Origin of the sequence: Paenibacillus mesophilus (assembly GCF_005938385.1) — a bacterium.
Classification (GTDB): Bacteria; Bacillota; Bacilli; order Paenibacillales; family NBRC-103111; genus Paenibacillus_AB; species Paenibacillus_AB mesophilus.
In genome coordinates this window covers 14995-37980 of record NZ_VCRA01000026.1, presented here as the reverse complement: position 1 = coordinate 37980, position 22986 = coordinate 14995, and the positions used below count along the sequence as shown (strand labels likewise).

The following is a 22986-nucleotide window of genomic DNA, read 5'->3' as shown; positions in this document are numbered from 1 at the left end:
GTTGAATTATAATAAACTTGTGTGAATATAATGAGGAGGAAGAATTTCATATGGCGACTATTACCGACTTACGTAAGCAGCAGCATGTATTGGATATGGAGTGGGGGAAGATTCAATGGCTGTGCGGACAGGAAATCGATCCCGATTGCGAGATGACCTTCGGTATGGTTTACATCAATGCGGGAGAGACGAACCCGAGGCATATTCATCCGAACTGCGAGGAGTACATCTTCGTGCTTTCCGGGGAATGCAATCATACGTTAGGCGACGAAACGTTCCGTCTGGAGCCGGGGATGATGCTGCGTATCCCTCGCGGCGTACCGCACAACGCTACGGTGACCAGCTGGGAGCCCTGCCGCATGATGATTATGTACTCGGCGCCGGACCGCCAAACGATCGGCGAATAGCCTGTTCCTATTATAGGTAAAGGATGATAACCTATGGCTAAGAAAGCGGTATTGATCGGAGCCTTGGACACCAAGGGCGCCGAGTTCGCATTTGTCAGAGACATCCTTATGCAAGCCGGCGTAGAGACGCTGGTGATCGACACGGGAATACTGGAAGAGCCGGCTTTTGCTCCCGATATTTCAAGCTCCGAGGTTGCGGCTGAGGGGGGGGCTTCGCTTGACGAGCTGCGGCAAACGAAGGATCGCGGCAAGGCGGTTGCGGCGATGACGGCTGGCGCTGCGCAGATCGTCAAACGGTTGGTAGCGGAGGAGCAGGTCGGAGCGCTGTTCGGCATGGGAGGAACCGCCGGCACAACGGTAAGCGCTTCCGCAATGCAGGCGTCGCCCGTCGGCATTCCGAAGCTGCTTGTGTCCACGGTAGCCTCCGGCAATACGAGACCGTACGTGGGCGAGAAAGATATCATGATGATGTACTCCGTCATCGACATCGCGGGCATAAACTCCTTGTCCATGAGGATTCTAAGCAACGCGGCTTATGCGCTGATCGGGATGATCCGGGGCGGACAAGGGGAAACGGCGACGGCCATGCAGGAAGCGAAGCCGATGCTCGGCATGACGATGTTCGGGGTCACGACCCCCTGCTGCACGGAGGTAAGGAAGGCGCTGGAGGCGAAGGGCTTCGAAATTCTCGTGTTCCATGCTACAGGCGCAGGCGGTATGGCAATGGAGGAATTGATCCGCGCCGGCTTCATCCAGGGCGTACTCGACATCACGACGACCGAGCTGGCCGACGATTTGGTAGGGGGCATCTTCAGCGCCGGGCCGGATCGGCTCAGTGCCGCAGCCGAGAGGGGCATACCTCAGGTTGTGTCCGTCGGAGCGCTCGACATGGTTAACTTCGGACCTCCGGAAACGGTGCCGACCCAGTTCCAGGGGCGGACGTTCTACCAACACAATCCGACGACCACACTGATGCGGACAACGATAGAGGAGAACCGGGAGCTGGGGAGACGATTGGCCCGGAAACTGAACCGGAATGTCGGCCGTACCGTCGTCTTGTTTCCACACGGCGGTGTTTCCCTACTCGATATGAGCGGCAAGGCGTTCGACGGGATCGAGGAGCGTAAGGCGCTTTTTGAAGGATTGAGGTCAGAGCTCGATCCGGCTATTCCGTTAATGGAAACGCAGGACGATATCAACCATCCGGCGGTCGCGGAGACGATCGCCTCGCAATTTTTAACTTTATACGATAAATAAGCGGGTGATGAGAATGCCAATATCCAGAACGGAAGCGATCGGGCGATTGCGCAAGCAGATCGATCGGAACAAGCCTATCATCGGCGGGGGTGCCGGAACCGGCTTGTCTGCGAAATGCGCCGAAGCGGGCGGCATCGATCTGATTATTATTTACAACTCCGGACGTTACCGGATGGCCGGTCGCGGCTCCCTGGCCGGGCTGATGCCCTACGGCGATGCCAATCGGATCGTCGTCGAGATGGGCGGCGAGGTGTTGACTATTGTGGAGGACACGCCGGTGCTTGCCGGGGTATGCGGCACCGATCCATTCCGGCGGATGGACGTATTTCTGCCGGAGCTGAAGCGGATGGGTTTTTCCGGCGTTCAGAACTTCCCGACAGTGGGCTTGTGCGACGGCGTGTTCCGCCAAAATCTGGAAGAAACCGGCATGGGCTACGATCTTGAGGTGGACATGATCCGCAAGGCGCATGAGCTCGATATGCTGACCTCCCCGTACGTGTTCAACGAGGAGGACGCACGCAAAATGGCCGAGGCCGGCGCGGACATTCTCGTCGCCCATGTCGGGCTTACCTCGAAAGGCAGCATCGGCGCGCATACGGCACTCACGCTGGATGAAGCGGCCGAGCTCGTGCAGCGTATCCATGACGCGGGCAAGGCGGTCAACCCGGACATCATCGTCCTATGCCATGGCGGGCCGATCTCGGAGCCGGAGGACGCCGCCTATGTCCTGCAGCGGACCCGCGGAGTCGCCGGATTCTTCGGTGCGTCCAGCATCGAGCGGCTGCCGACCGAGGTCGCGATCAGCGGTCAGGTGCGCGCTTTCAAGTCGATTTCGATATGAATGAAATTGTGCTTCGGGGTACCGGGTATCCGCTTGTGCGGAACGTCGGGTTTACGCTTACCCAGCAGGGTTGGACACATCCCGACCGTCTGCTTGATTATCACGTGTTCATTTATGTCATTCATGGGCAGATGCAGGTCGTAGAGGGAGGAACGGAGTATATTTTACGGGAAGGAGACGCATTGTTCCTGAAACGGGGAATTCATCATTGGGGCGGCGCCGGGACGCTGCCGGGAACCTCTACGTTCTGGATTCATTTCTACGACTCGAACCCGAGTTCGGAGGACGAGGCCGAAGCGGGGAAGGGGGACTTGGAGAATTGGCACATGTCGCCTTCCTATAAAGTATTTCTGCCGGAGCATTACGACTTCATTCTGGAGCTTCCGAAACGGACTCAAGTCCGAAATGTCCCCTACATGTATCGAAAAATAAAAGAGCTGTACGACGCGTACATCTCTTCCCGCTACTACAATCATCTTCACATCAGTATGGGCGCCTTGGATATTTTCCTCGATATGCTTCGCGCATCGCGGGATATTCCGACGGGCAACAAGTCGGATCTCCTCATTCGGAAGCTGATCAAGCATCTGGAGGAGCATTGTACGGAGGAGCTCGAAACCGACCGGATCGCAAGCCAGTTTCAGCTGAATTACCGCTATATAAGCACGATGTTCAAAGCCCGCGTAGGCACGAGCATCTTCAAATACCACGAACGGTTGCGGATTCACCACGCGGCGGAGCTGCTCAAGAACACCGTGCTTAACATCTCGGAGGTCAGCGATCGGGTCGGTTTCAACAGTCCTTATTACTTCAGCAGAGTGTTCAAGAAGGTGATGGGCGAAGCGCCATCCGAATACATCCGGAACATTTACCGCAATTAGCCGCTTCAGCCGTTGGCCTTCAATCGAAGGACGGGATCATCACTTCTACCCCGCCGTTCATGGCGGATTCATGCGCACAAATGCCGGCGGCCGTCCAGTTGGCTGCAGTAACGGCGTCGATCGAAGGCTTGCGCTCCTCCATGATACTGCGGATAAATTCGTGTACCAGATGCGGGTGCGAACCGTGATGCCCGTTGCCCTGCAGCACCGATTGGTGCGGGTTGTTCGGGTCCGCTTCCGTCTGATGCGTGATATAGCAGGCAAGCTCCGGTGGCAGCAGGTCGGGTCTGGACGGCGGGGAGATTCGCTCGGTGCCGATCGGTCTCGGTTTGCCCGGCTCCTTCAAGCCCATCCGGAACAGCACCTGAGGATCATTCTCCATATGCCATTCCATGGAGGCCTTCTCGCCGTATATATTGAAGCTTTCCATGTAGCTTCTTGCCGTCTCGAACAGCGTGCGGGTGACCTCGGCGCTCAACATGTCCCGATCAAGCTGGAAAATCGCGGTTTCGACCGGGAACGGATTTCCGTATTGCCGAACGTACGTCTCCTTCATTACACCGGATCCGAAGCAGTGCACCTTAGTCGCTCGGGCATCCGCAATGGCGAGCAGCGGAGAGACGGCATGGGTGGCGTAGTGCATCGGCGGGAGACCTTTCCAATAGTCGGGCCAATTCTCCATGTCCTGGTAATGGGCTCCGCGCAGAAACTGAATGCGGCCGAACTCCCCGTTCGCATGCATCTGTTTGGCTAGGAGGAATTGATACGTATAGACGGCCGTTTCCATCATCATATAATTTCGGTTATTGCGCTTCCGGGCTTCGACGATTAACTTCAATTGTTCAATTGTCGTAGCCATCGGCACGGTACAGGCGCAGTGCTTGCCGGAGTTCAGCACATCCAGCGTTTGCTGCGCATGTGCATGAATCGGCGTGACGAGGTGAACCGCGTCATACTCGTCGGAACGGACAATATCCGCGAGATCGGTGTATCTTCGCTCGAACCCGAATTTCTCGCCGTATTGGTCCAGCTTCTCGCGGTTCGAATCGCAGATCGCTACGTACTCGACGTCCGGATGAGCGTGATAGATGGGAGCGAATGCTCCTCCGAACCGTAAGCCGGCAACGGCGACGCGCAATTTTCGATGTATGGGGGCGGACATATCGATAATCTCCTTTCGTGAGTAAAGTTCTCGTTTCTATTATCACGGAATAGGAGAAGCATGGGAATGAATCAAACCTCAGAAAAGCTGTACTTTGTTCAGATAACGGCCGCTCCGCATTTGCGGGGGACCCCATTCATAACGGGATCGGAGTGTCTGTAATGACGCGAAAGCTGAAATTTATCCATGTCGGTACCGGAGGCTTCGGGTCCAACTGGTGCAAGAACGTGCTGCCCTATGCCGTAAATCAATTGCAGACTGCGGAGCTTGTCGCTGCCGTGGATATCAATCCGGAGGCTCACAAAAATGTCATTGAAGCCTTAAGCTTTGATCCCAAGCAGTGCTATACGGATCTCCGGCAGGCGCTGAAGGAGAATCCGTGCGATTTCATCAATATTGTAGTCCCTCCGTTTGCTCATGAGTACGCGGTCGACTTGGCGCTGGAATTCAACTGCCATATCTTAATGGAGAAGCCCATAGCCGAGGATATGGAATCCAGCTGCAGAGTGTATCACAATGTGAAGCAGTCCGGGAAAAAGATGGCGGTCAGCATGAGTCACCGTTACGACCAGGACAAAAAATCGCTGGAGGCTTTAATCAAATCCGGAGATTACGGAAGGCTGCATTACTTGATCGGGCGTTTTACCGCGAATAACCGAAATGCGGTGAGCAATCCAAAGGAATACGCGCATCAAAATTTCCTGATCTCCTCGGTTATTCATCACTTCGATATTATTCGGACACTTTCGGGAGCCAATGCCAAAACGGTCTATACCCAATCCTGGAACCCCGATTGGGCCCCGTTCAAGGAGCATGCGACAGCGCTGATTCAGATGGAAATGGAGAACGGGGTGCGTGCCTTCTTCGAAGGCTCCAAGACGAATGCCACCGCTCTGAACAGCTGGACCCGCGATTATTTCCGGGCGGAATGCGAGCTGGCGACGCTTGAGCTGAACCACCGGGAAATTACGCTGCTGAGCGACCTCGATCCGGCACAGAAGATCAACCGGCCTGTTCCGCTGTTGGAGGGAGATAGCTGGAGCCACCAGCTTATCATTAAACAATTTATGGAGTGGGTTCAGGGCGGACCGGAGCCGGCTAACAGTATTGACGACAACATTCAAAGCACGGGGCTGCAATTTGCGGCTATACAAAGCGGCTTGACGAAGCAAGTTGTGGATGTTCAAGCATTTCTGGCGGAACACCTGCACCGGACGGCTGTCCGATAGGAAGGCAAACAGGCTTGGGTGAACCCCCAAGCCTTTGACCGCGGGTCGGGAGAGCCTGGCCGGACTTTATCAGGGAGCCATTTGAAGGAGGGGGAAATATAAAATGTCCGACGATTTGCAACTGCTTCAATCACTTTTTACCGGCTGCTTGAGCGTGACGGAGACGACGGAAGGGGTAGCCCCGGTCCGTTTCACGGAACGGCAGCTAAGCGTATATGCCCGGAACGAAGCGCAGAGTCTCCGGAGCCGTTGTCTGGCAGGATGCCGGCTGGAGATGCGGACGGATAGCGAATATATTCGTTTTGATTACGTCAGGAAAGGAGGGGCCCGGAAATATATATATTTCGATATTTGGGTCGACGGCAGATGGGTCGCGAATATCGGAGAAGACGACCCGGAGCGGCCGGAAGGATCGTTCAGCTATGAGATAAGCGGGAACAAAGGTGCGGTTAAACAAATCTGCATCGATCTGCCGCATAATGCGGAAATCGTATTCCGCTCGTTCCAATTGTCGCCGGGCGCCCTGTGCGAGCCGGTCGGTCAAGCGCCTGGCGGCTTGCTATGCCTCGGAGACTCGATCACGCAAGGAATGGACGCCAAGCACCCGTCCAGCACGTATCCTGCACTGCTGGCGCGAGCGTTCGATCTGCCGCTAATCAATCAAGGCGTTGGCGGGTACATATTCAACGCGGACAGTTTGGACGAGAACGTGCCTTTCGAGCCGCAAATCGTGACTGTCGCTTACGGGACGAACGATTGGGTCCGCCATGAAACGATGGCTCAATTTCGCGACAAATGCGCCGCATACATCGAAGCCGTCAGCCGTCAGTATGCCTATGCCCGCATATTCGTCATAACACCAATATGGCGCCGTATCAGAAATGAAAGCAAGCCGCTCGGTACTTTCGACGAGCTAGTCCGGACGATAAAAGAGATTTGTGCCGAGTACCCTTCCATCCATGTAATAGACGGGGAAAGCCTCGTCGCTCATTACGGCAGACTATTTGCCGACGGCACGCATCCTACCGATGAGGGATTCGTTCATATGGCATTGAATTTATACAAACAAATGCGCAATACATAATCAATTTGGGATGAACGATTTGATTATAGAAATGAAAGCGGAAGCATTCTATGTTGTGTCCCTTACGGGCAGCTGCATAGAATGCTTTCAATGCTTTCACTTCTATTTCCTAAGAAATAAGTCAATAGTCTGCGATATTGTGCATTTTGTAAGCGCTTTAAACGGGATACAATTGGAGTTGTAATATATTGGATGTTGGAAACAAAATAAAAGAAAGAGGAGTGAAAGTAGAGGATGTCATTAAAACAAGTATCGAAAAGAATGGCGGCTGCCGCGCTTACGGCAGTCATGGCGGCCGCCATGAACGTTTCGGCTGTCGAGGCGGCGATTGACTATCCCAAGACGGATGAGAAGGTGATCATTCTTAATAATTTGACCAAAAACGACTATATTACGAAGTTAAATCAACAGACTGATCCTATAATCACTTCGATCAATAATGGTAATTATGACGTCATCCCGATTGTTTGGGGACCGGCGACAGGTTCTCCGGATCCTTTGGAACCGGTGGGCGACGGCGTGGACTTGACCGTCCCAATGGATGTAGGGAATACGGCTCTACGCGATAAAGGAATTCTCGATGTAACTGCAGCTCCCTTTGGCGCGATTGTAAACGATGGCGTGGACGATACGGCAGCCCTTCAAAAAGCGATAAATTATGGGATGTACTATCAGATGGCGGTTTATTTCCCTTCGGGAACGTATCATGTATCCGATACGATTCACATTTCATCCGGTATTTCCATGCGTACGGGGAACCCCATTAACACGGTGGCCCAGAAGAATGAAATGCCCACCGTATTGCTAGGTTCAAAGACAGGGACCGGAGCCATAATCAAGTTGGCGGATGATGCAGCAGGGTTTGGCAACCTTGCCCAGCCTAAAGCGGTTCTGCATTATTATCAGCCCGAAATCGTTACCGACACTGCACCTAATCCCGATACAGCCACGATTGAATGGGGAGGAGATCATGCCGCCGATCGGGAAGGCAATATCATGATTGATAGCCTTACCGTAGAAACAGGCCCCAACCCGGCAGCGATCGGACTCGTCATGTCTTCGGCGCAAGGCGGGGTTTTGCAGGATGTTACGATCAAAGCGACGGGAAGCTTGGCGGGAATTGTGGGCGGATCGGGGAACGGCGGAAGCTGGACCAATGTCACCGTTTCCGGCGGAAAGTTCGGTATCGACAGCAGAACCAGGACGGTCACGGTTCCATCCATGCAAAATATTACGCTCGAGAATCAGACGGGTGCAGCATGGCTGGCAGGCGCCGGAGGCACTACGGTCGTAGCAGGCATGAAAATTATTGCCGATTACGCAAATCCTGCTATTATCCGCACGAGCAAAGGTCAGCCATTTTTCGGGTCTATCAGTTTAATCGATACTCAAATCGAATATAAGACATCCTATTCGGGTAATGCCATTGCAGGGACTACAAGTTCCAATAATGACATTATCGACACGGACAGCATCGGTAACGCCGGTGCGGCAAACGGACTCCCTAGCGTCACCAACCTACCCTCTACGACTAACCCCAATTATATGGAAGGACTTTACTTAAATCAGGTTTACGTCAAAAATGCAGGCAAAGTTGTGACGAATGATGTAGGTACACCTCTAAATGCAAATAGCAGCGGCTGGTTCCATGTGGAAGAATATGCAACAGGCAAAGTTAATGAGAAGTGGGATAGTACGCGCCAATTCGATTGGAAGAGCCGCGTTTTCCTTAACAAGCAGGAATCAGGGTCTACTTATGTCGGAACAACCGCCTCGGGTATGGAGCCTCCGGTAGATTTACAGATCAGGCACGGCTGGACCAAAGGGCAATTTCCGAACTTTGAAACTCCGGGCATCGCCGATGTAAAAGCAGACTACGGTGCCGCAGGTAATGGAGCCGTCGACGATACGAATGCCATCCAGGCAGCGATCGACGCCAATGATTACGTCTTTTTGCCGAAGGGCTATTACCGGATAACCAAGACGTTGAAATTGAAGCCCGCCACGAAGCTTTTTGGGATTAGTCCGGCCTTCACGTATATTTACACGAAAGCAACCGATACGACCAATCCTAATTGGGGTGCCGGGCCAACTCCTCTGGTGGAAACATCTAACACCACGGATGCCGATACGATCATAAGCGATATCACCATTACTCCTCCCCGGGAGGTTTCCGCCAGTGCCTCAACATCGGTTCACCCGCTGTACTCCATATTATGGCAATCGGGCGGCAGCTCTATGATGCGGGCCGTACAAATTGAGCCAACCCGTACCCATGGCTTCGCAGGCTCGGCCACACCTGCCAGTTACGGCATGAAGGCTGCGACGTTTAAACATCCGTTTCTGCTGATTACCGGCTCCGGGGGAGGTAAAATTTATAACGTTTATGCCCAGCTCTTCGGTGCTACTGGTGCTACTGGCGGTCACGATGGCGGTGCCGGCAACGGTCAATTGGATGAGGATAACATGAGCTTGCTTGCTATTCGGGATACAAGCAACCCGCTGTCTCTGTATGCTACGAACTGGGAGTATATCAGGAGCAAAAAACAAGTTGAAGTTACAAGGGCCAAGTACGTGACCTTCTATGGAAGCAAGACTGAAGAGAATACTACTTATATGCATATCAAGGATTCCGACCACATCCGGATCTTCGGCCATAGCGGAAGCGGCACCGCACCCTACGATAGTAAAATGTTCTACTCCAAAAACATTGGTTTTTCAAAGCCGACTTCCATTGATGATGCCAAAAAGGGCAATCTATTCTTAGTAGAAAATACGCCGAATTTCCTTATTACCAATATGGCCGATCAGGTAACCATCGATCATGGTTGGATTCTGGGGAACCAAGTGTTCAGAAATCCGTACGACCTCTATTATCCTTTAAAAGTAGACGGTCAACCGGTGAATTCCGACACAAGGCCAAGCCTGTATAAAATCGGCAGTCCTAAAGGCACCCCGCTTGTTCCTATTTTTACGGACAGCATCGAGCCCGATCTTAAAGCCGGCTGGACCGACATCGGCACCATACCGAACACTTCCAATAAGTTTGACGGAGCCGCCGGGTTGCAGTTCAGCGCAGGTGATTCCATACAACGTACGGTAAGTACATCCGGGTTTAAAAATATTAAGATTTCCTATGCAAGGAAAACGGCTGCGACCTTTGCAGGCACCCATCAGTTTAAAGCCCAGTGGAGCCCGAACGGCGGCGCAACCTGGTTCGATATCGAAGCTTTGTCCGGCCCTAATAACGGCAACGGTCCATCCGGTTTTATGCCTTATAAGAAAATATACGCGTTACCGACAACAGCCGATAATAACAGCAACTTTACCATTAGATTCAGTGTCTCAAACCCGGGGAATAATGCATACTTGGACGCGCTGAAGATCGAGGGCGAGCCGGCGAATCCTATCTTTGAAGATAAATTTACAGGTTCACTCCCGGCCCCCTGGGAAATAACGGGTTCGACTGCATCTTCGAATACGAATTTGTTTGATAACCAGACCGGCTTTTCCGTAAAGTTTAGTGCCGGCACTCCGTCAAGCACCCTGTCCCGTGTAGTGCATACAACAGGCTATAAGGACATTACGGTTTCTTATGCAAGGAAAACAGGGGCGAATAATGATGCCGCGGATACCTTTAAGGCGGAGTACAGCACTAATAACGGATCTACGTGGAATCCGATTGAAACCTTAACCGGAGTACAAACGGGGAAAGGCAACGCAGGATACATGCTGCCTATTCATGTTTTCCCTATTCCTCCGGCAGGGGATAATAACAGCAGCTTTAAGATTAAATTCACGTTTACCGCGGATTCCGCAGACGAATTTGCTTACATGGATAACGTGAGGGTTGACGGTACGCCGATCATTCCGTAGTATTCTTCAACAGGTTGGACGGAAATAGGGTGGTACCCTCATAAGAGAGGGACCGCCCTATTTCCTGACTATAGCCTTCTGTCGCGTGCCGCATAAGCGGTTGGCGACATGCCCGTATACTTGCGAAACATTTTGTAAAAATAGGAGGTATCGTAATAGCCTAAGTGATGAGCGATGAAAGTGACGGTCAGAGTTGTATTCTGCAGCATCTCCATGGCGGAGGCGATACGAAGTCGGTGCTGATATTCTAACGGCGTCTGGCCTACCGCTTCCTTGAATAGCGATAATGTATAGTTTGGAGACCGGCCTATAAGCTCCGCCAGCTCTTGCAGGACAAGAGGCTTGCGGTAATTGTGGGAAATGTGCTGCTCCAGCTTGTCCACGTGACCGGCCCGGCGCTTCGGCAATGGAGGAGCTTCGAGCTCACGGCACGCGTTTCCGAGCATTTCAAGAAGGATACCGGTCTGGATTGTATGATAATATTCTCTGCGCTCAATAGACTGCCGGTGCAATGAAATGAAACGCTCTCGATAATAATCGAACATGCGGACCCGTATAAATTGCGGTTCCGTCTTTTGAATTAACGGCAGGTCGAGCTCGGGCGAACAGGTGAAGGTGACGGCATACTTCTGATGAAGAACCTCCTTGTCGTTGAAAGCTTCCCGCTGCGTGCCGGACGGAATGAAAATCAGCTCGCCCTTCGACGCCTGCCTGGTCACATCGTTCAGCCGATAGAGCAGCCTACCGTCCGTTACGAGCACGAGAACATGATATTGTACATGCTGCAGCCGATTGTGCCAATGCGGTATGAAATCGTCTAAATATACGTTGAGGTTATTTATCATAAAGTCCGAAACCTTTGCCGAAGTGATTGTGGTTCTATACATGTAATCGTAACTTTATACATGGTGTTTGTAAAGTCTTTCCGTCTATACTGGACATGAGGTGAAGACGATGAAAGCCGACAAAAGACCGAATATATTGTTCATCATGTCCGATGATCATGCTTCCCATGCCATGAGCTGTTATGAAAGCCGCATTAACGAAACGCCGAACATCGATCGTATTGCAAACGAAGGAATGCGCTTCGACAACTGCTTTTGCACCAACTCCATCTGTTCCCCGAGCCGCGCGGCGATTCTCACCGGAACGTACAACCACTTGAACGGCGTGAAATCGATAAACGACGACTTCGACGGCAAACAGATGACCTATCCGAAGCTGCTGCAGGCGGAGGGATACCAGACCGCCATTGTCGGCAAGTGGCATCTCGGTCACGGCGGCGATGCCGACCCGACGGGCTTCGACTACTGGACGGTCGTACCGGGACAGGGGCAATATCATGATCCTGTCTTTATCGAAATGGGGGAGCGAAAGCAATACCCGGGGTATGTTACGGATCTGATGGCAGATTTTTGCATCGACTGGCTGGATCGGCGCGACAAGGATCGTCCGTTTATGCTGATGTGCCATCATAAGGCGCCGCATCGGCCTTGGGAGCCGGCGGCCAAGTATGCGAACCTGTATGAGGATATCGACATTCCGGAACCGGAGACGTTCTACGACGATTATTCCAATCGCTCTCAAGCTGCGGTTGAGGCAAAAATGCGGATTGACCGCGATATGAAGGACGAAGTGGACCTGAAAGGATTGCCGCCTAAAGGACTGACGCCGCTTGAGGAGAAGAAGTGGAGATACCAGCGGTATATAAAGGACTACTTGCGATGCGTCGCTTCGATCGATGAAAATGTCGGACGGCTGCTTGATTATTTAGACAGGGAAGGCTTGGCGGAGGATACCATCGTCGTGTATACATCGGATCAGGGCTTCTTCTTGGGCGATCATGGCTGGTACGACAAACGGTTTATGTACGAGGAGTCTTTGCGTATGCCTTTCGTAGTCCGTTACCCGCGCGCGATTCGGCCGGGCTCGGCAACGGGGGCAATGACGCTGAATATCGACTTCCCGTCGACGTTCCTTGATTATGCCGGGGTTGCTGTTCCAAAGGAAATGCAGGGCCATAGCCTGCGTCCGATCTTTGAGGGAAATAAGCCGGATGATTGGCGAACCTCGATGTATTACCGGTATTGGATGCATCTGGATGAGCACCACAATGTATACTCTCATTACGGCATCCGAACTAACCGTTATAAGTTGATCTATTACTATGCGGAGGCTCTGGGAACGTCAGGGTCGATGGAGGAGAAGCGCCCGCCGGAGTGGGAACTATTCGACTTGGATAACGATCCTCATGAAATGAATAATGTATATTCAGATCCTGCATATGCCGAGCTAGTACCTGCGCTCAAAGCGGAAATGCATACGCTGCAGCGGGCTGTTTTGGACGAGCCGGTCGAGGAGATCGAATAAGCCGGGAAGTGGGAAAAGCCCCAAAAGGGGCTTTTTCTTCGTTCATGGGAACAGCTACAATTTCGCCCGAAGCTCCTCGATGGATATCCTTCGTTGGCCTCCCGGTCTGGACTCTGCAGATGCGATAACCGGCTCGGGTTCGCCGATCTCAACCAAACGGGAAATCAGTCTTCGCTTCAAATCATCCGCTACGCTTCGATACGATTCAAGCCCAATCAGATTGACGAGCTCATATGGATCCGACTCGAGATCGTACAACAAATCCTCGACATAATGCTCGGAAGCGGAATCGCTCCAGCCATGAAGCTGCGGCGCATTGACGCTATATTTCCACCGGTCGGTTCGAATCGCCCTGCCAACCTGAGATTCGCTGATTTGTACCAGAACCTCCTCAGGCCATTCCCCGGATTCCCTCCGGGTAAGCGGCATAATGGACCGTCCCTGCATATCGGAAGGAACGGGGATGCCGGCTGCGTCCAGTAACGTCGGAGGGAGGTCCACCAAGCTGACCAGCTTCCGTAGTTGTCCTCCCTGCATAAAGCCCGGTCCATAGATCGCAGTAGGCGTCCTTATGGAGCTGTCATGGGCGCTGCGCTTGTATTCCCCATTGCGGGTTTTGAAATGGCAGCCATGATCGGATGTGAAGAGAATGATCGTTTTTCTCGTCAGATCCAGGCTCTTCAATGCATCCATCAGGCGTCCCAGCGCTTCGTCCAACCGCTTGACCATCCCGTAATAACCGCCCAGGTGCTGAGGTGCCGTGCCGACTAACGCCTTCAGATCGGGCGGCGTCCACCGGTCCGTGTAGAGTCCCTCATACCCGTCGGGCGCGGGGTAATTGTCCCGATGATTCTGATGATGCGGTTCAATATAGGACAGGAACAGAAAGAACGGATCTTTCCGATGCCGGTCGATATACCGAATGGCCGCATCCGTCTGTGCGTCCACGCGATAGCCCGGCAGCTTCACCTCTTGGCAATCGTTATCGTAAAGCACGGTATTATAAGCATCCGAGGAGAATTCAAGGACATTGGCCGCCAGCCAATACTCGTAACCGCCGCGATCCTGTACGGGAACAGGCTCATGCTTCGACAGATGCCACTTGCCGATATACCCCGTTTCATAACCCGCATCTTTAAAATAGTGGGCCAAGGTACGCTTCTCATGAGGAAGCGGAATGTTGTTTCGGTAGCAGCCCGTTGTCGTAGCATACATACCCGTTTGGAGGCAGGAGCGTGCGGGACCGCACACCGGCTGACAGGTGAAGGAGTTGTACAGATGCGTTCCTTCCTGTGCCATCCGGTCAAAATTCGGTGTCAGCCCGAGCGGGTTGCCGTGCACTCCCGTCGTATCCCAGCGCTGCTGATCGGTGAAAAATACAATCACATTTGGACGCTCATTCTCCTTCATCGCCATCCGCCGACACTCCTCAAGGATAATATTGTATTCCGAAGATATATATTAAATTATAAGGAAAATAGGCGATTTGATTAGAGGAGAAACAACGATATTATATAAGAAAACGAAGATTAAACGATTCGGGGGAACAGCGATGGACCATCAGCTGTATCGCAGGGCAACCGGCGAATACGACGTGACCTTTTATTTTGTATTTGATTGGCACAGAGAGGCGGACTGGAATTTTACCGACTACCGGATTCCCGTTACCACGTTCTGGTACATCCTTGAGGGGAGTCGGCTCCTCATGGCTTCCGGCGAGCAGCACGAGCTGAGGCCCGGTATGCTGGTAGCCTTGTCGACGAACACGAACGTTTCTACAACATATGGAAGTCGGGACAAGGCGCCGATTCATTACTTGTCTATGGGGATTCAAGCGATCGCGGGAGGGCTTGATTGGACGGAACGATACGGCATTCCCATTGTCATGCAGGCGTACCCCCGGCATGAGCCGCGGGAGCTGACCCGCATCTGGTATAAGCTGAAGGAGGAGGCCCCCATGTTCCGACAATTCCTCGCAGAGAAGTCGGAGTCCTTCCTCTCCGCCGCACACGCCGGCTTTGCACTAGCCTGGGAGGGCAAGCTCAAGCTGTGGCTGTCCCTGATGACGCAAGCCATGCTTCCCTATATGACCACGCCGAACCCCGTCATCGACCGGAGAGTCAACGACATCTGTACGTATATCCGAAGAAACTATGCCCGTAAGCTGCAGGCCGATGAACTAGCGAGGCAGGCGGCTCTAAGCGAAGGACATATGCGGACGGTGTTTCGGCAAGTAATGGGCATGTCCCCGCATCAATACATCCTTCACACCCGCATTGAGAAAGCCAAAGAGCTCCTTGCCGCAAGCGGACTTTCCTTAGCCTCCATTGCCGAACTGACGGGCTTCGAAGATCTTAGTCACTTCGTCCAGATGTTCCGAAAGCGCGAAGGCGTTACCCCGGCATCGTATCGTAAGAAGTTAGGGGCTTGGGAGGGGTAGTTTGCCTGATCCGGTTACCGACCCTCCTGACCAGAGCGGCAGCGTCATGGGAGAAGAACTCCTTTGGTGAAGAAGATACTTTACTCATTAAGTTCAGTGGCTTGATAGGCGACAATCAAATTATTTATCGATGGAGAAGTAGGCAGAATCTTTTGTGAGATTTATTGGATAGTTGGCATCTATCCTATTAATAGGTACGTCCAAACCTAAAAATTGTAGGAGGTTAATAAATATGAACGAATGGGTGAATGGAGCAGTTCAATTGCAGATGACCGACATTTCAGACTCCAAATTTAATCAAGTCGATGCTAAAAGGCTCTCGTTTCAAGAAGTGGACTTGGCTGGAACAAAAATCAACTGTGCGAATTTGGAAGGAGTAACTCTAAACGATGTGAATTTGACGGGGGCCAGAATATCAATTGCAAATATGAGCGATATTGTATTCGAGAAAGCGCAAATGACCGGTGCACAGTTTCGTGATATTGACTGGCCAATAGAAGGTATTGATGCCAACTATAGTCCTGAAGAAAATTACAGACCGGTAGTATTTGTTAATTGCATTTTAAGAAATACACAGTTTACGAAATGTGATTTGTCCAATGTAGTAATCAATGACTGCAATGTAACGGGACTAATCATAAACGGAATTGAGATTGATAAATTGTTGAGTAAGTATAAGGAGTAAGGTGTTCAGCTATCGGGTACGAGGATGCAACACATATGACAACGACAAAACGACAACTGTGAGACGAACCCCTTTAGCGAACTTATGCATTTAATAACGATCAAAAAAGAACCTGGATAGTACTATCAGGTTCTTAGATATTGCATATAAACAGACGCGATGATATAATCAGATCACGACTTTTGTCAAGTTGCATGAACACAATTATCTCATCCTACACTTTAATCGTACCATGCCGATAAGCTCTTGTCAAATGTTTTTTCAAAATTTAATGGTCAGGAGAGATGTGGAATGAGTTCATTGGTTCTCGGCCTCCAGGAAATCGAAAAAACGCAGCTTTCGCTCATTGGCGGAAAAGGATTGAATTTAGCGGAATTGTCAAAAATTGAAGGGATACAAGTACCGGAAGGATTTTGTGTTACAACAGCGGGATACCAAAAAGCCATCGAACAAAACGAAACGTATCGTGTTTTGCTCAATCGACTAACGATGCTGAAAGCAGACGATCGAGATCAAATTGGTGAAATAAGCAGGAAAATTCGACAAATCATTATAGAAGCGGAAATTCCTTCCGACGTGGTGAAAGCAGTTACTCACTATCTCTCCCGGTTTGGCAACGAACATGCTTATGCAGTGCGTTCTAGTGCGACTGCTGAAGATTTACCGCATGCCTCTTTTGCCGGTCAACAAGACACTTATTTAAATATCATCGGCGAAGAAGCAATCATGCAGCATATCAGCAAATGTTGGGCTTCCCTATTTACGGATCGCGCAGTAATCTACCGTATGCAAAATGGATTTGACCACAGACAAGTTTATTTATCCGTTATCGTTCAAAGGATGGTTTTCCCGCAGGCTTCGGGGATTTTATTTACCGCTGATCCGATTACTTGTAACCGAAAGCTGCTATCCATCGATGCCGGTTTTGGACTTGGTGAAGCACTGGTCTCCGGCTTGGTATCTGCCGATTGTTATAAAGTACAGGAAGAGGAAATCGTCGATAAGAGGATAGCAACCAAAAAATTGGCTATCTATGGACGAAAAGAAGGCGGAACAGAGACAGTGCAGATCGATCCCGATCAGCAAAAGACTCAAACCCTTACGGAACAACAAATTTTACAACTGGCACGCATCGGAAGACAGATTGAAGCTTATTTTGGCTGCCCGCAAGATATCGAATGGTGTTTGGTTGATGATACCTTTTATATTGTCCAAAGTCGACCAATCACAACATTATACCCCATCCCTGAAGCGAGCGATCACAAAAATCACGTCTATATCTCTGTTGGTCATCAACAAATGATGACGGATCCCATAAAACCACTGGGCTTGTCTTTTTTTCTATTGACTACACCTGCACCCATGCGTAAGGCTGGCGGAAGGTTGTTTGTTGATGTTACACCTATGCTGGCTTCATCTGTCAGCAGAGAAACCCTATTAAATACAATGGGACAACACGATCCGCTCTTAAAAGACGCACTTATGACCCTAATAGAGCGAGGAGATTTTATAAAATCGTCTCCGGATGATAAGAAAGAACCGAGTCCCGGTAAAAGTAATAAAGGTACATCGTCAGCGGGTTCTCAAACACAAATCGAAAACGATCCGACCATCGTTTCTGATTTGATTAAGCGTAATCAAGCATCGATAGAGGAGTTAAAACAAAACATCCAAACGAAATCAGGATCCGATTTATTTGATTTTATTCTGGAAGATATTCAGCAGCAATTAAAGAAGATTTTATTTGACCCAAAAAGCTCGGCTGTGTTTATGGCTGCTATGGATGCTTCAGCATGGATCAATGAACACATGAACAAGTGGTTAGGTGAAAAAAACGCAGCGGATACGCTTTCTCAATCTGTTCCGAACAATATTACTTCGGAAATGGGTTTGGCGCTATTGGATGTCGCGGATGTGATTCGTCCTTATCCGGAAGTAATTGATTATTTACAACATGTTAAAAACGATAGCTTTTTGGATGAACTGGTTAAGTTTGAGGGTGGACAGGAAACTGGGGACGCTATCCATGCTTATCTTAACAAATACGGAATGCGATGTGCCGGAGAAATCGATATTACCAGAACTCGATGGAGTGAAAAACCAATTACACTTGTCCCGATGATTCTGGGTAACCTCAAAAATTTTGAGCCGAATGCAAGCAAACGGAAATTTGAGCAAGGGCTACAGGAAGCTTTGAAAAAAGAACAAGAGCTATTGGATCGATTGAAGCAATTGCCGGACGGTGAACAAAAAGCCAAAGAAACAAAAAGAATGATCGATCTCATCCGGAATTTCATCGGTTATCGGGAATACCCAAAATACGGCATGGTTAATCGCTACTTCGTGTATAAGCAGGCTTTACTGAAAGAAGCCGAACAACTCGTACAAGCGGGCGTTATTCATGAAAAAGAAGATATATACTATCTGTCTTTTGAAGAACTTCACGAAGTCGTACGCACAAAGAAACTGGATTATCAGATCATCGGCAAACGAAAAGACGAATACAGATTATATGAAAAACTAACTCCACCGCGTGTTATCACGTCCGATGGTGAAATCGTTGCAGGCAAATACAAACGAGAAAATCTCCCAGCCGAAGCTATTGCAGGTCTGCCTGTTTCTGCCGGAGTTATAGAGGGACGAGCGCGTGTCATCTTAAACATGGAAGATGCCGACCTGGAAGAAGGAGATATATTAGTCACCTCCTTTACCGACCCTAGCTGGACACCATTGTTTGTATCCATAAAAGGCCTGGTCACCGAAGTTGGCGGACTGATGACCCATGGAGCCGTTATCGCGCGTGAATATGGCTTGCCGGCAGTTGTCGGCGTGGAAAATGCCACCAAACTGATAAAAGATGGGCAGCGAATTCGCGTGCATGGAACGGAAGGGTATATCGAAATATTGTAATAGCTGAATTTATCAGATGAAAGCCGTCACACCCGGTTGTGACGGCTTTCTCTTATCCTTGATTGTCATAAAGAATCGAAGCTTTCCCCGCCTCGCTTTGTCGCTAAGCCCCGCTGATGCGCGGCATCGGCATCGACTCCTTGCCGAGTTCGGCCCAGGCATACTTCAGCAGTAGCTCGCACTTAAGAAAGGCGTGGTCCGGGCTGTCCCATAAATTGTTCAGCTCGTTCGGGTCGCTTTCAAGATCGAACATTTCTCCATAGGTTTGGTTGTAATAAACCGTAATCTTATAGCGGCGGTCGACGTACGTCTTCTGATGGATTGTCGTCGGCTCGTGCCGAAATTCGCAAATGGCGTGGTCGCGCGCTTCGCTTCGCTCCCCGAGCCATACCTTCGATTGATCGATGCCGGTCATTGCGTGCGGAATGGAAATGCCGGCCAGCGACAAGAACGTCGGCGCGAGATCGACAAGCGACTGGATCGCGTCCGAGACGCGCCCCGCGGGCACCCGACCCGGCCAGCGCACGACGAACGGAAGCCTGATCAGGTCCTCGTACATGAAGCCGCCTTTCGCTTGAAGGCCGTGTTGTCCGAAGAAGTGGCCGTGATCCGTCGTGAAGACTACGATCGTGTCGTTCGAGAGGCCGAGCTCGTCAAGCTTGTCTAGAATGCGGCCGATGTATTTGTCCATCAGGCTGATCATGCCGTAATACGTGGCGACGAGCCGCTTCCGCTCGGTTTCCGGCATCAGATGGGAATGGTAGCCGTGAATTCCTTTGCCGGTTTCCTTGAGGTGTGAGAAGTCCGGGCGCTCCTCCTGCGTCATGCGGAAATGCGGAGGCTTGTCGTCAAGTTCGCCCGGGACGAGCTCCGGAATTGTAAGCCGGTCCGGGTCGTACATCGCATCCCACGGCTCCGGGACGAGATACGGCGGGTGCGGATCGAAGAAGCTGGCCCATAGGAAGAAGCTCTCGCCGGCATCGCGGTATTGTTCGAGCAGTGCGTTCGTCCGTTCCGCGATCCAAGTATTGTAGTGATATTCCTCTGGAAGTTCCCACTTGTGCTTCTTGCCCTTGTCCATCGTCCCCGTTGGCGGGAGGAAGTAGTCTCGCCAATTCGTGCAGCCCTTTTGCTCCATCCAGATCGCATAATGCTGGCCGACATGCGCCTCGTTCGTATGGTTACGCGCCAGCTCTGTGTGGTCGAAACCATAGAACCGATCGTTGAACCGCTTCCAAAACTCCAGATCCTGCAAGAGCGGGTAAGCCTCAAGCGACGGATATTCCTCCGTCCCATGCAGCGGCTGGAAATGCGCCTTTCCGATCAGCGCGGTGCGGTAACCGGCGTTCGCGAAATCGTCCCCGACGACATGCCGATCCTCGAGCAGCTTCGTGCCGAGGGTCCAGGCGCCGTGCTGGCTTGGATATTGTCCCGTGATGATCGATGCCCGCGTCGGCGTGCATGTCGGGTTCGGACAATACGCCCGCGAGAACGCGGTCCCTTCGCGGACGAGTCGGTCTAAGTTCGGCGTCGAAATCTCCTTGTTGAACGCGCCGATCGTGTTCCAATGCTGCTGGTCGCTTGTTATAAGCAAAATGTTAGGCTGCTTCATTCGAGCACCCCTCCCAAGCTTCTAATTTTCTTTTAAATTATAGCGAAACCGGGATGCAACGACCATGACAAAATGTTATGCTATTTTGCATAATGTCTTATTCGGAGGGTGGATCGAATGGGGAAACCGAAGGACGGGTTGTACGCCCGCGAGCTCGCGGACGTCCGCATGCGCGTCCCGACGGAGCTGCAGAAGCAGGGCGGCGTCTGGGTGCTGCGAACGGGGATGACGCGCGCGAAGCCGGGTTACGACATCGGGCCTAAACGGATCGAGCATTACAGCATTCATTTCGTCTTGGAGGGAAACCTACGGCTGCGGACCGACATGGACGAATTCTCGGTTCATGCAGGAGACTTGTTTTGCATGGTGCCGAACACGACCTATCGCTATACGCGGGAAAGCGACGCACCGCTTACTATGCGCTGGGTTGCGTTCCACGGACCGCAAGCGGCCGCGATCGTCGCGATGTTGGGGCTGTCGGAGTCCGATCCTTGCATGCGCGGAGTAGTCGGACATAGTGTCCGGACGCTGCTGGCCGAGCTGCATGAGCTCGACCCGGCCGCCCCGTTCATCCAGGAGAGCGCACTGTACCGATTGTTCGGGCTGCTTCGCCGCGAACGACCCGACATGGTCGAGCCCGGCGCGACAGCGTCCTGGATCGAGCGCAGTGCAGAGTATATGCGGCTGCATTACGACGAGGAGGACATGCGCGTCGAGCGGCTCGCGGAGCGGGCCGGGGTGCACCGCTCCCGCTTTACGGCGGCGTTTACCCAGGTCTACGGCGTGCCGCCGAAGCGGTATTTGATCGGGCTGCGCATGGCAAAGGCGACGAAGTTGCTCCGCGACGAAAGGGTCGCGGTCCAGGACGTCGCCTTGAGCGTCGGCTATCCCGATCTGTTCGCCTTCACACGCGCCTTCACCGCCGAATTCGGCTGCCCGCCTACGGCGTACCGACAGAGGCAACAGGGCGGATGATCGACAGTCCCGGATTCCTTTTCTGCAACAATACTTTGTGAAGGGCGTTATGATCGGTGCCCTTAAGTAGTCGAATGCCGATCAGTCGATAGGCTGCAATAGAACAGAGGAGCGCTTGTTTTCATTGTTGGCGTTTTGCTCAACCAACGGGAGATTTATACAACTGGTAAGGTTTGGGTATAAGTAAAATCTCACTTTCAAATGTTAGCGGGAAAATATAATATTTGGTTGTAATTATTCTTAATACAAAAGGAGGCGATGTCTATGTTAAACATAACATTACCAGGGCGCATCGTATTCGAGGGGATAGCGTTAATTGCCCTATAAACACGTGATTCCCCTTCAATTTGAGAGGGGTAACAAATTGAACAATGAATTCAAAGCTTCAAATCCATTTTTAGAAATTGAGAATCCGAGACCGTTGGGACCAGGTTCATTTGAAATGGCACTACCGCTCGTAAACGGTATGAAGATCAGAAAAGGTATGAGAGTGCTTGAGGTTGGAGCAGGAACAGGTCAGGTGGCGGCTGCTTTAGCGAAAAACTGGGATGTGACCGTGGTAGCAATAGAACCTATGAAAGTGGGCAGGATTCGAACTCATGCAGATTTGCTTGGTGTCGGTAACCAAGTGCTTCCCTTAAGAGCTAAAGCTCAATCGTTGCCGTTCGGTAAAGACGCTTTCGATGCGGTAATTAGTATCGGTACTTTTGAAATGATTGGTGAGGAACGTCCTCAAGCGTTGGCGGAAATGATTCGGGTAGCTCGTCCGGGTGCTTATATTGGAATTGCGGAACCTATGTGCCTTTCTGAAAACATGCCCTCTGATCTTGCACAATTGGAAAAAGGTAAGGAGTACCAAGAATATTTCCGCACTCTCAGTTGGAATGTAGACTTATTCGCCTCTCAAGGGCTTGATGTTACAGAGCATTATTATTTTCCTGAAGCCTACCGCTGGTGGGTAAAAAATGAAGAAAAGTATGGAAGCCTTAGTAGTCGAGAGTTTATCGAAAAAGATAAAGGAAGATGGTTATCTTTGGGTTTGGTTGTAGGGGTAAAGAACGAGGCGAGCCGGTCCAACCGTCCGCAAAATGGAGCAGCGAGTCGGGATTCGGATTTATAGCGACTATTCAAACGAGTTTATCGTAAATTCATTTATCTCCGGTACAACGCATTACTCGGAGTGCGGACGCTATGTCCCGAAATCGCTATCCGAACGAACGCACCATTGTCCCGATTGCGGAACTGGACCGGGATGAG

At 51.3% G+C, this 22986-nt stretch carries 17 protein-coding genes; 13 read left to right on the top strand and 4 right to left on the bottom strand.

Annotation, left to right across the window (positions count from 1 at the left end):
• The first annotated feature begins 50 nt into the window (after positions 1–50).
• From FE783_RS29690 to FE783_RS29675, 4 genes are read left to right on the top strand one after another with little or no spacing between them, the layout of a single operon-like run.
• A complete protein-coding gene (locus tag FE783_RS29690; RefSeq protein WP_138883022.1) occupies positions 51–407 on the top strand; it encodes a cupin domain-containing protein in 357 nt (118 codons plus the stop codon).
• A 33-nt stretch (positions 408–440) separates the two neighbouring features.
• The gene (locus tag FE783_RS29685; protein ID WP_138883021.1) at positions 441–1664 is read left to right on the top strand and encodes a Tm-1-like ATP-binding domain-containing protein; all 1224 of its coding nucleotides are present in this window, start codon (positions 441–443) and stop codon (positions 1662–1664) included.
• A gap of 13 nt (positions 1665–1677) precedes the next feature.
• Positions 1678–2505, top strand: a complete 828-nt coding sequence (locus FE783_RS29680; protein ID WP_138883020.1) for a phosphoenolpyruvate hydrolase family protein — start codon at positions 1678–1680, stop codon at positions 2503–2505.
• A complete protein-coding gene (locus FE783_RS29675) occupies positions 2502–3386 on the top strand; it encodes an AraC family transcriptional regulator (protein WP_138883019.1) in 885 nt (294 codons plus the stop codon). Before FE783_RS29680 ends, FE783_RS29675 begins: the two co-directional genes overlap by 4 nt.
• 19 nt (positions 3387–3405) lie before the next feature.
• On the opposite strand, the gene FE783_RS29670 is transcribed toward FE783_RS29675, so the two are convergent.
• Complete coding sequence (locus tag FE783_RS29670; protein ID WP_138883018.1) at positions 3406–4548, bottom strand: Gfo/Idh/MocA family protein; 1143 nt, start codon at positions 4546–4548, stop codon at positions 3406–3408.
• A 161-nt stretch (positions 4549–4709) separates the two neighbouring features.
• Between FE783_RS29670 and FE783_RS29665 the strand changes: the two genes are divergently transcribed.
• The 3 genes from FE783_RS29665 to FE783_RS29655 all read left to right on the top strand — a co-directional run bounded on the left by FE783_RS29665 (position 4710) and on the right by FE783_RS29655 (position 10737).
• Positions 4710–5777, top strand: a complete 1068-nt coding sequence (locus tag FE783_RS29665) for a Gfo/Idh/MocA family protein (RefSeq protein WP_138883017.1) — start codon at positions 4710–4712, stop codon at positions 5775–5777.
• Positions 5778–5880: 103 nt separating this feature from the next.
• Positions 5881–6861, top strand: a complete 981-nt coding sequence (locus tag FE783_RS29660) for an SGNH/GDSL hydrolase family protein (protein WP_138883016.1) — start codon at positions 5881–5883, stop codon at positions 6859–6861.
• A 234-nt stretch (positions 6862–7095) separates the two neighbouring features.
• On the top strand, positions 7096–10737 hold the full coding sequence (locus FE783_RS29655) for a glycosyl hydrolase family 28-related protein (RefSeq protein WP_138883015.1): 3642 nt from the start codon (positions 7096–7098) through the stop codon (positions 10735–10737).
• Positions 10738–10805: 68 nt separating this feature from the next.
• Here FE783_RS29655 and FE783_RS29650 read toward each other — a convergent pair whose 3' ends face one another.
• The gene (locus FE783_RS29650; protein ID WP_158302106.1) at positions 10806–11582 is read right to left on the bottom strand and encodes an AraC family transcriptional regulator; all 777 of its coding nucleotides are present in this window, start codon (positions 11580–11582) and stop codon (positions 10806–10808) included.
• Between the two features lie 109 nt (positions 11583–11691).
• Here FE783_RS29650 and FE783_RS29645 point away from each other — a divergent pair, with 109 nt between their 5' ends.
• Complete coding sequence (locus FE783_RS29645) at positions 11692–13107, top strand: sulfatase family protein (RefSeq protein WP_138883013.1); 1416 nt, start codon at positions 11692–11694, stop codon at positions 13105–13107.
• 54 nt (positions 13108–13161) lie between these two features.
• On the opposite strand, the gene FE783_RS29640 is transcribed toward FE783_RS29645, so the two are convergent.
• The gene (locus FE783_RS29640) at positions 13162–14523 is read right to left on the bottom strand and encodes a sulfatase family protein (RefSeq protein WP_238403305.1); all 1362 of its coding nucleotides are present in this window, start codon (positions 14521–14523) and stop codon (positions 13162–13164) included.
• Positions 14524–14659: 136 nt separating this feature from the next.
• Here FE783_RS29640 and FE783_RS29635 point away from each other — a divergent pair, with 136 nt between their 5' ends.
• The 3 genes from FE783_RS29635 to ppsA all read left to right on the top strand — a co-directional run bounded on the left by FE783_RS29635 (position 14660) and on the right by ppsA (position 19142).
• Complete coding sequence (locus tag FE783_RS29635; RefSeq protein WP_138883012.1) at positions 14660–15547, top strand: helix-turn-helix domain-containing protein; 888 nt, start codon at positions 14660–14662, stop codon at positions 15545–15547.
• Between the two features lie 232 nt (positions 15548–15779).
• Positions 15780–16232 carry a pentapeptide repeat-containing protein gene (locus FE783_RS29630; protein ID WP_138883011.1) on the top strand — a complete coding sequence of 151 codons (453 nt, stop codon included), beginning with the start codon at positions 15780–15782 and terminating at the stop codon, positions 16230–16232.
• Positions 16233–16523: 291 nt separating this feature from the next.
• A complete protein-coding gene (gene ppsA, locus FE783_RS29625) occupies positions 16524–19142 on the top strand; it encodes a phosphoenolpyruvate synthase (protein WP_138883010.1) in 2619 nt (872 codons plus the stop codon).
• A 103-nt stretch (positions 19143–19245) separates the two neighbouring features.
• Here ppsA and FE783_RS29620 read toward each other — a convergent pair whose 3' ends face one another.
• On the bottom strand, positions 19246–20754 hold the full coding sequence (locus FE783_RS29620; protein ID WP_138883009.1) for a sulfatase family protein: 1509 nt from the start codon (positions 20752–20754) through the stop codon (positions 19246–19248).
• 117 nt (positions 20755–20871) lie between these two features.
• On the opposite strand from FE783_RS29620, the gene FE783_RS29615 reads away from it, so the two are divergent.
• The gene (locus FE783_RS29615) at positions 20872–21729 is read left to right on the top strand and encodes a helix-turn-helix domain-containing protein (protein WP_138883008.1); all 858 of its coding nucleotides are present in this window, start codon (positions 20872–20874) and stop codon (positions 21727–21729) included.
• A 364-nt stretch (positions 21730–22093) separates the two neighbouring features.
• Positions 22094–22849, top strand: a complete 756-nt coding sequence (locus FE783_RS29610; protein ID WP_138883007.1) for a class I SAM-dependent methyltransferase — start codon at positions 22094–22096, stop codon at positions 22847–22849.
• Positions 22850–22986 lie beyond the last annotated feature (137 nt).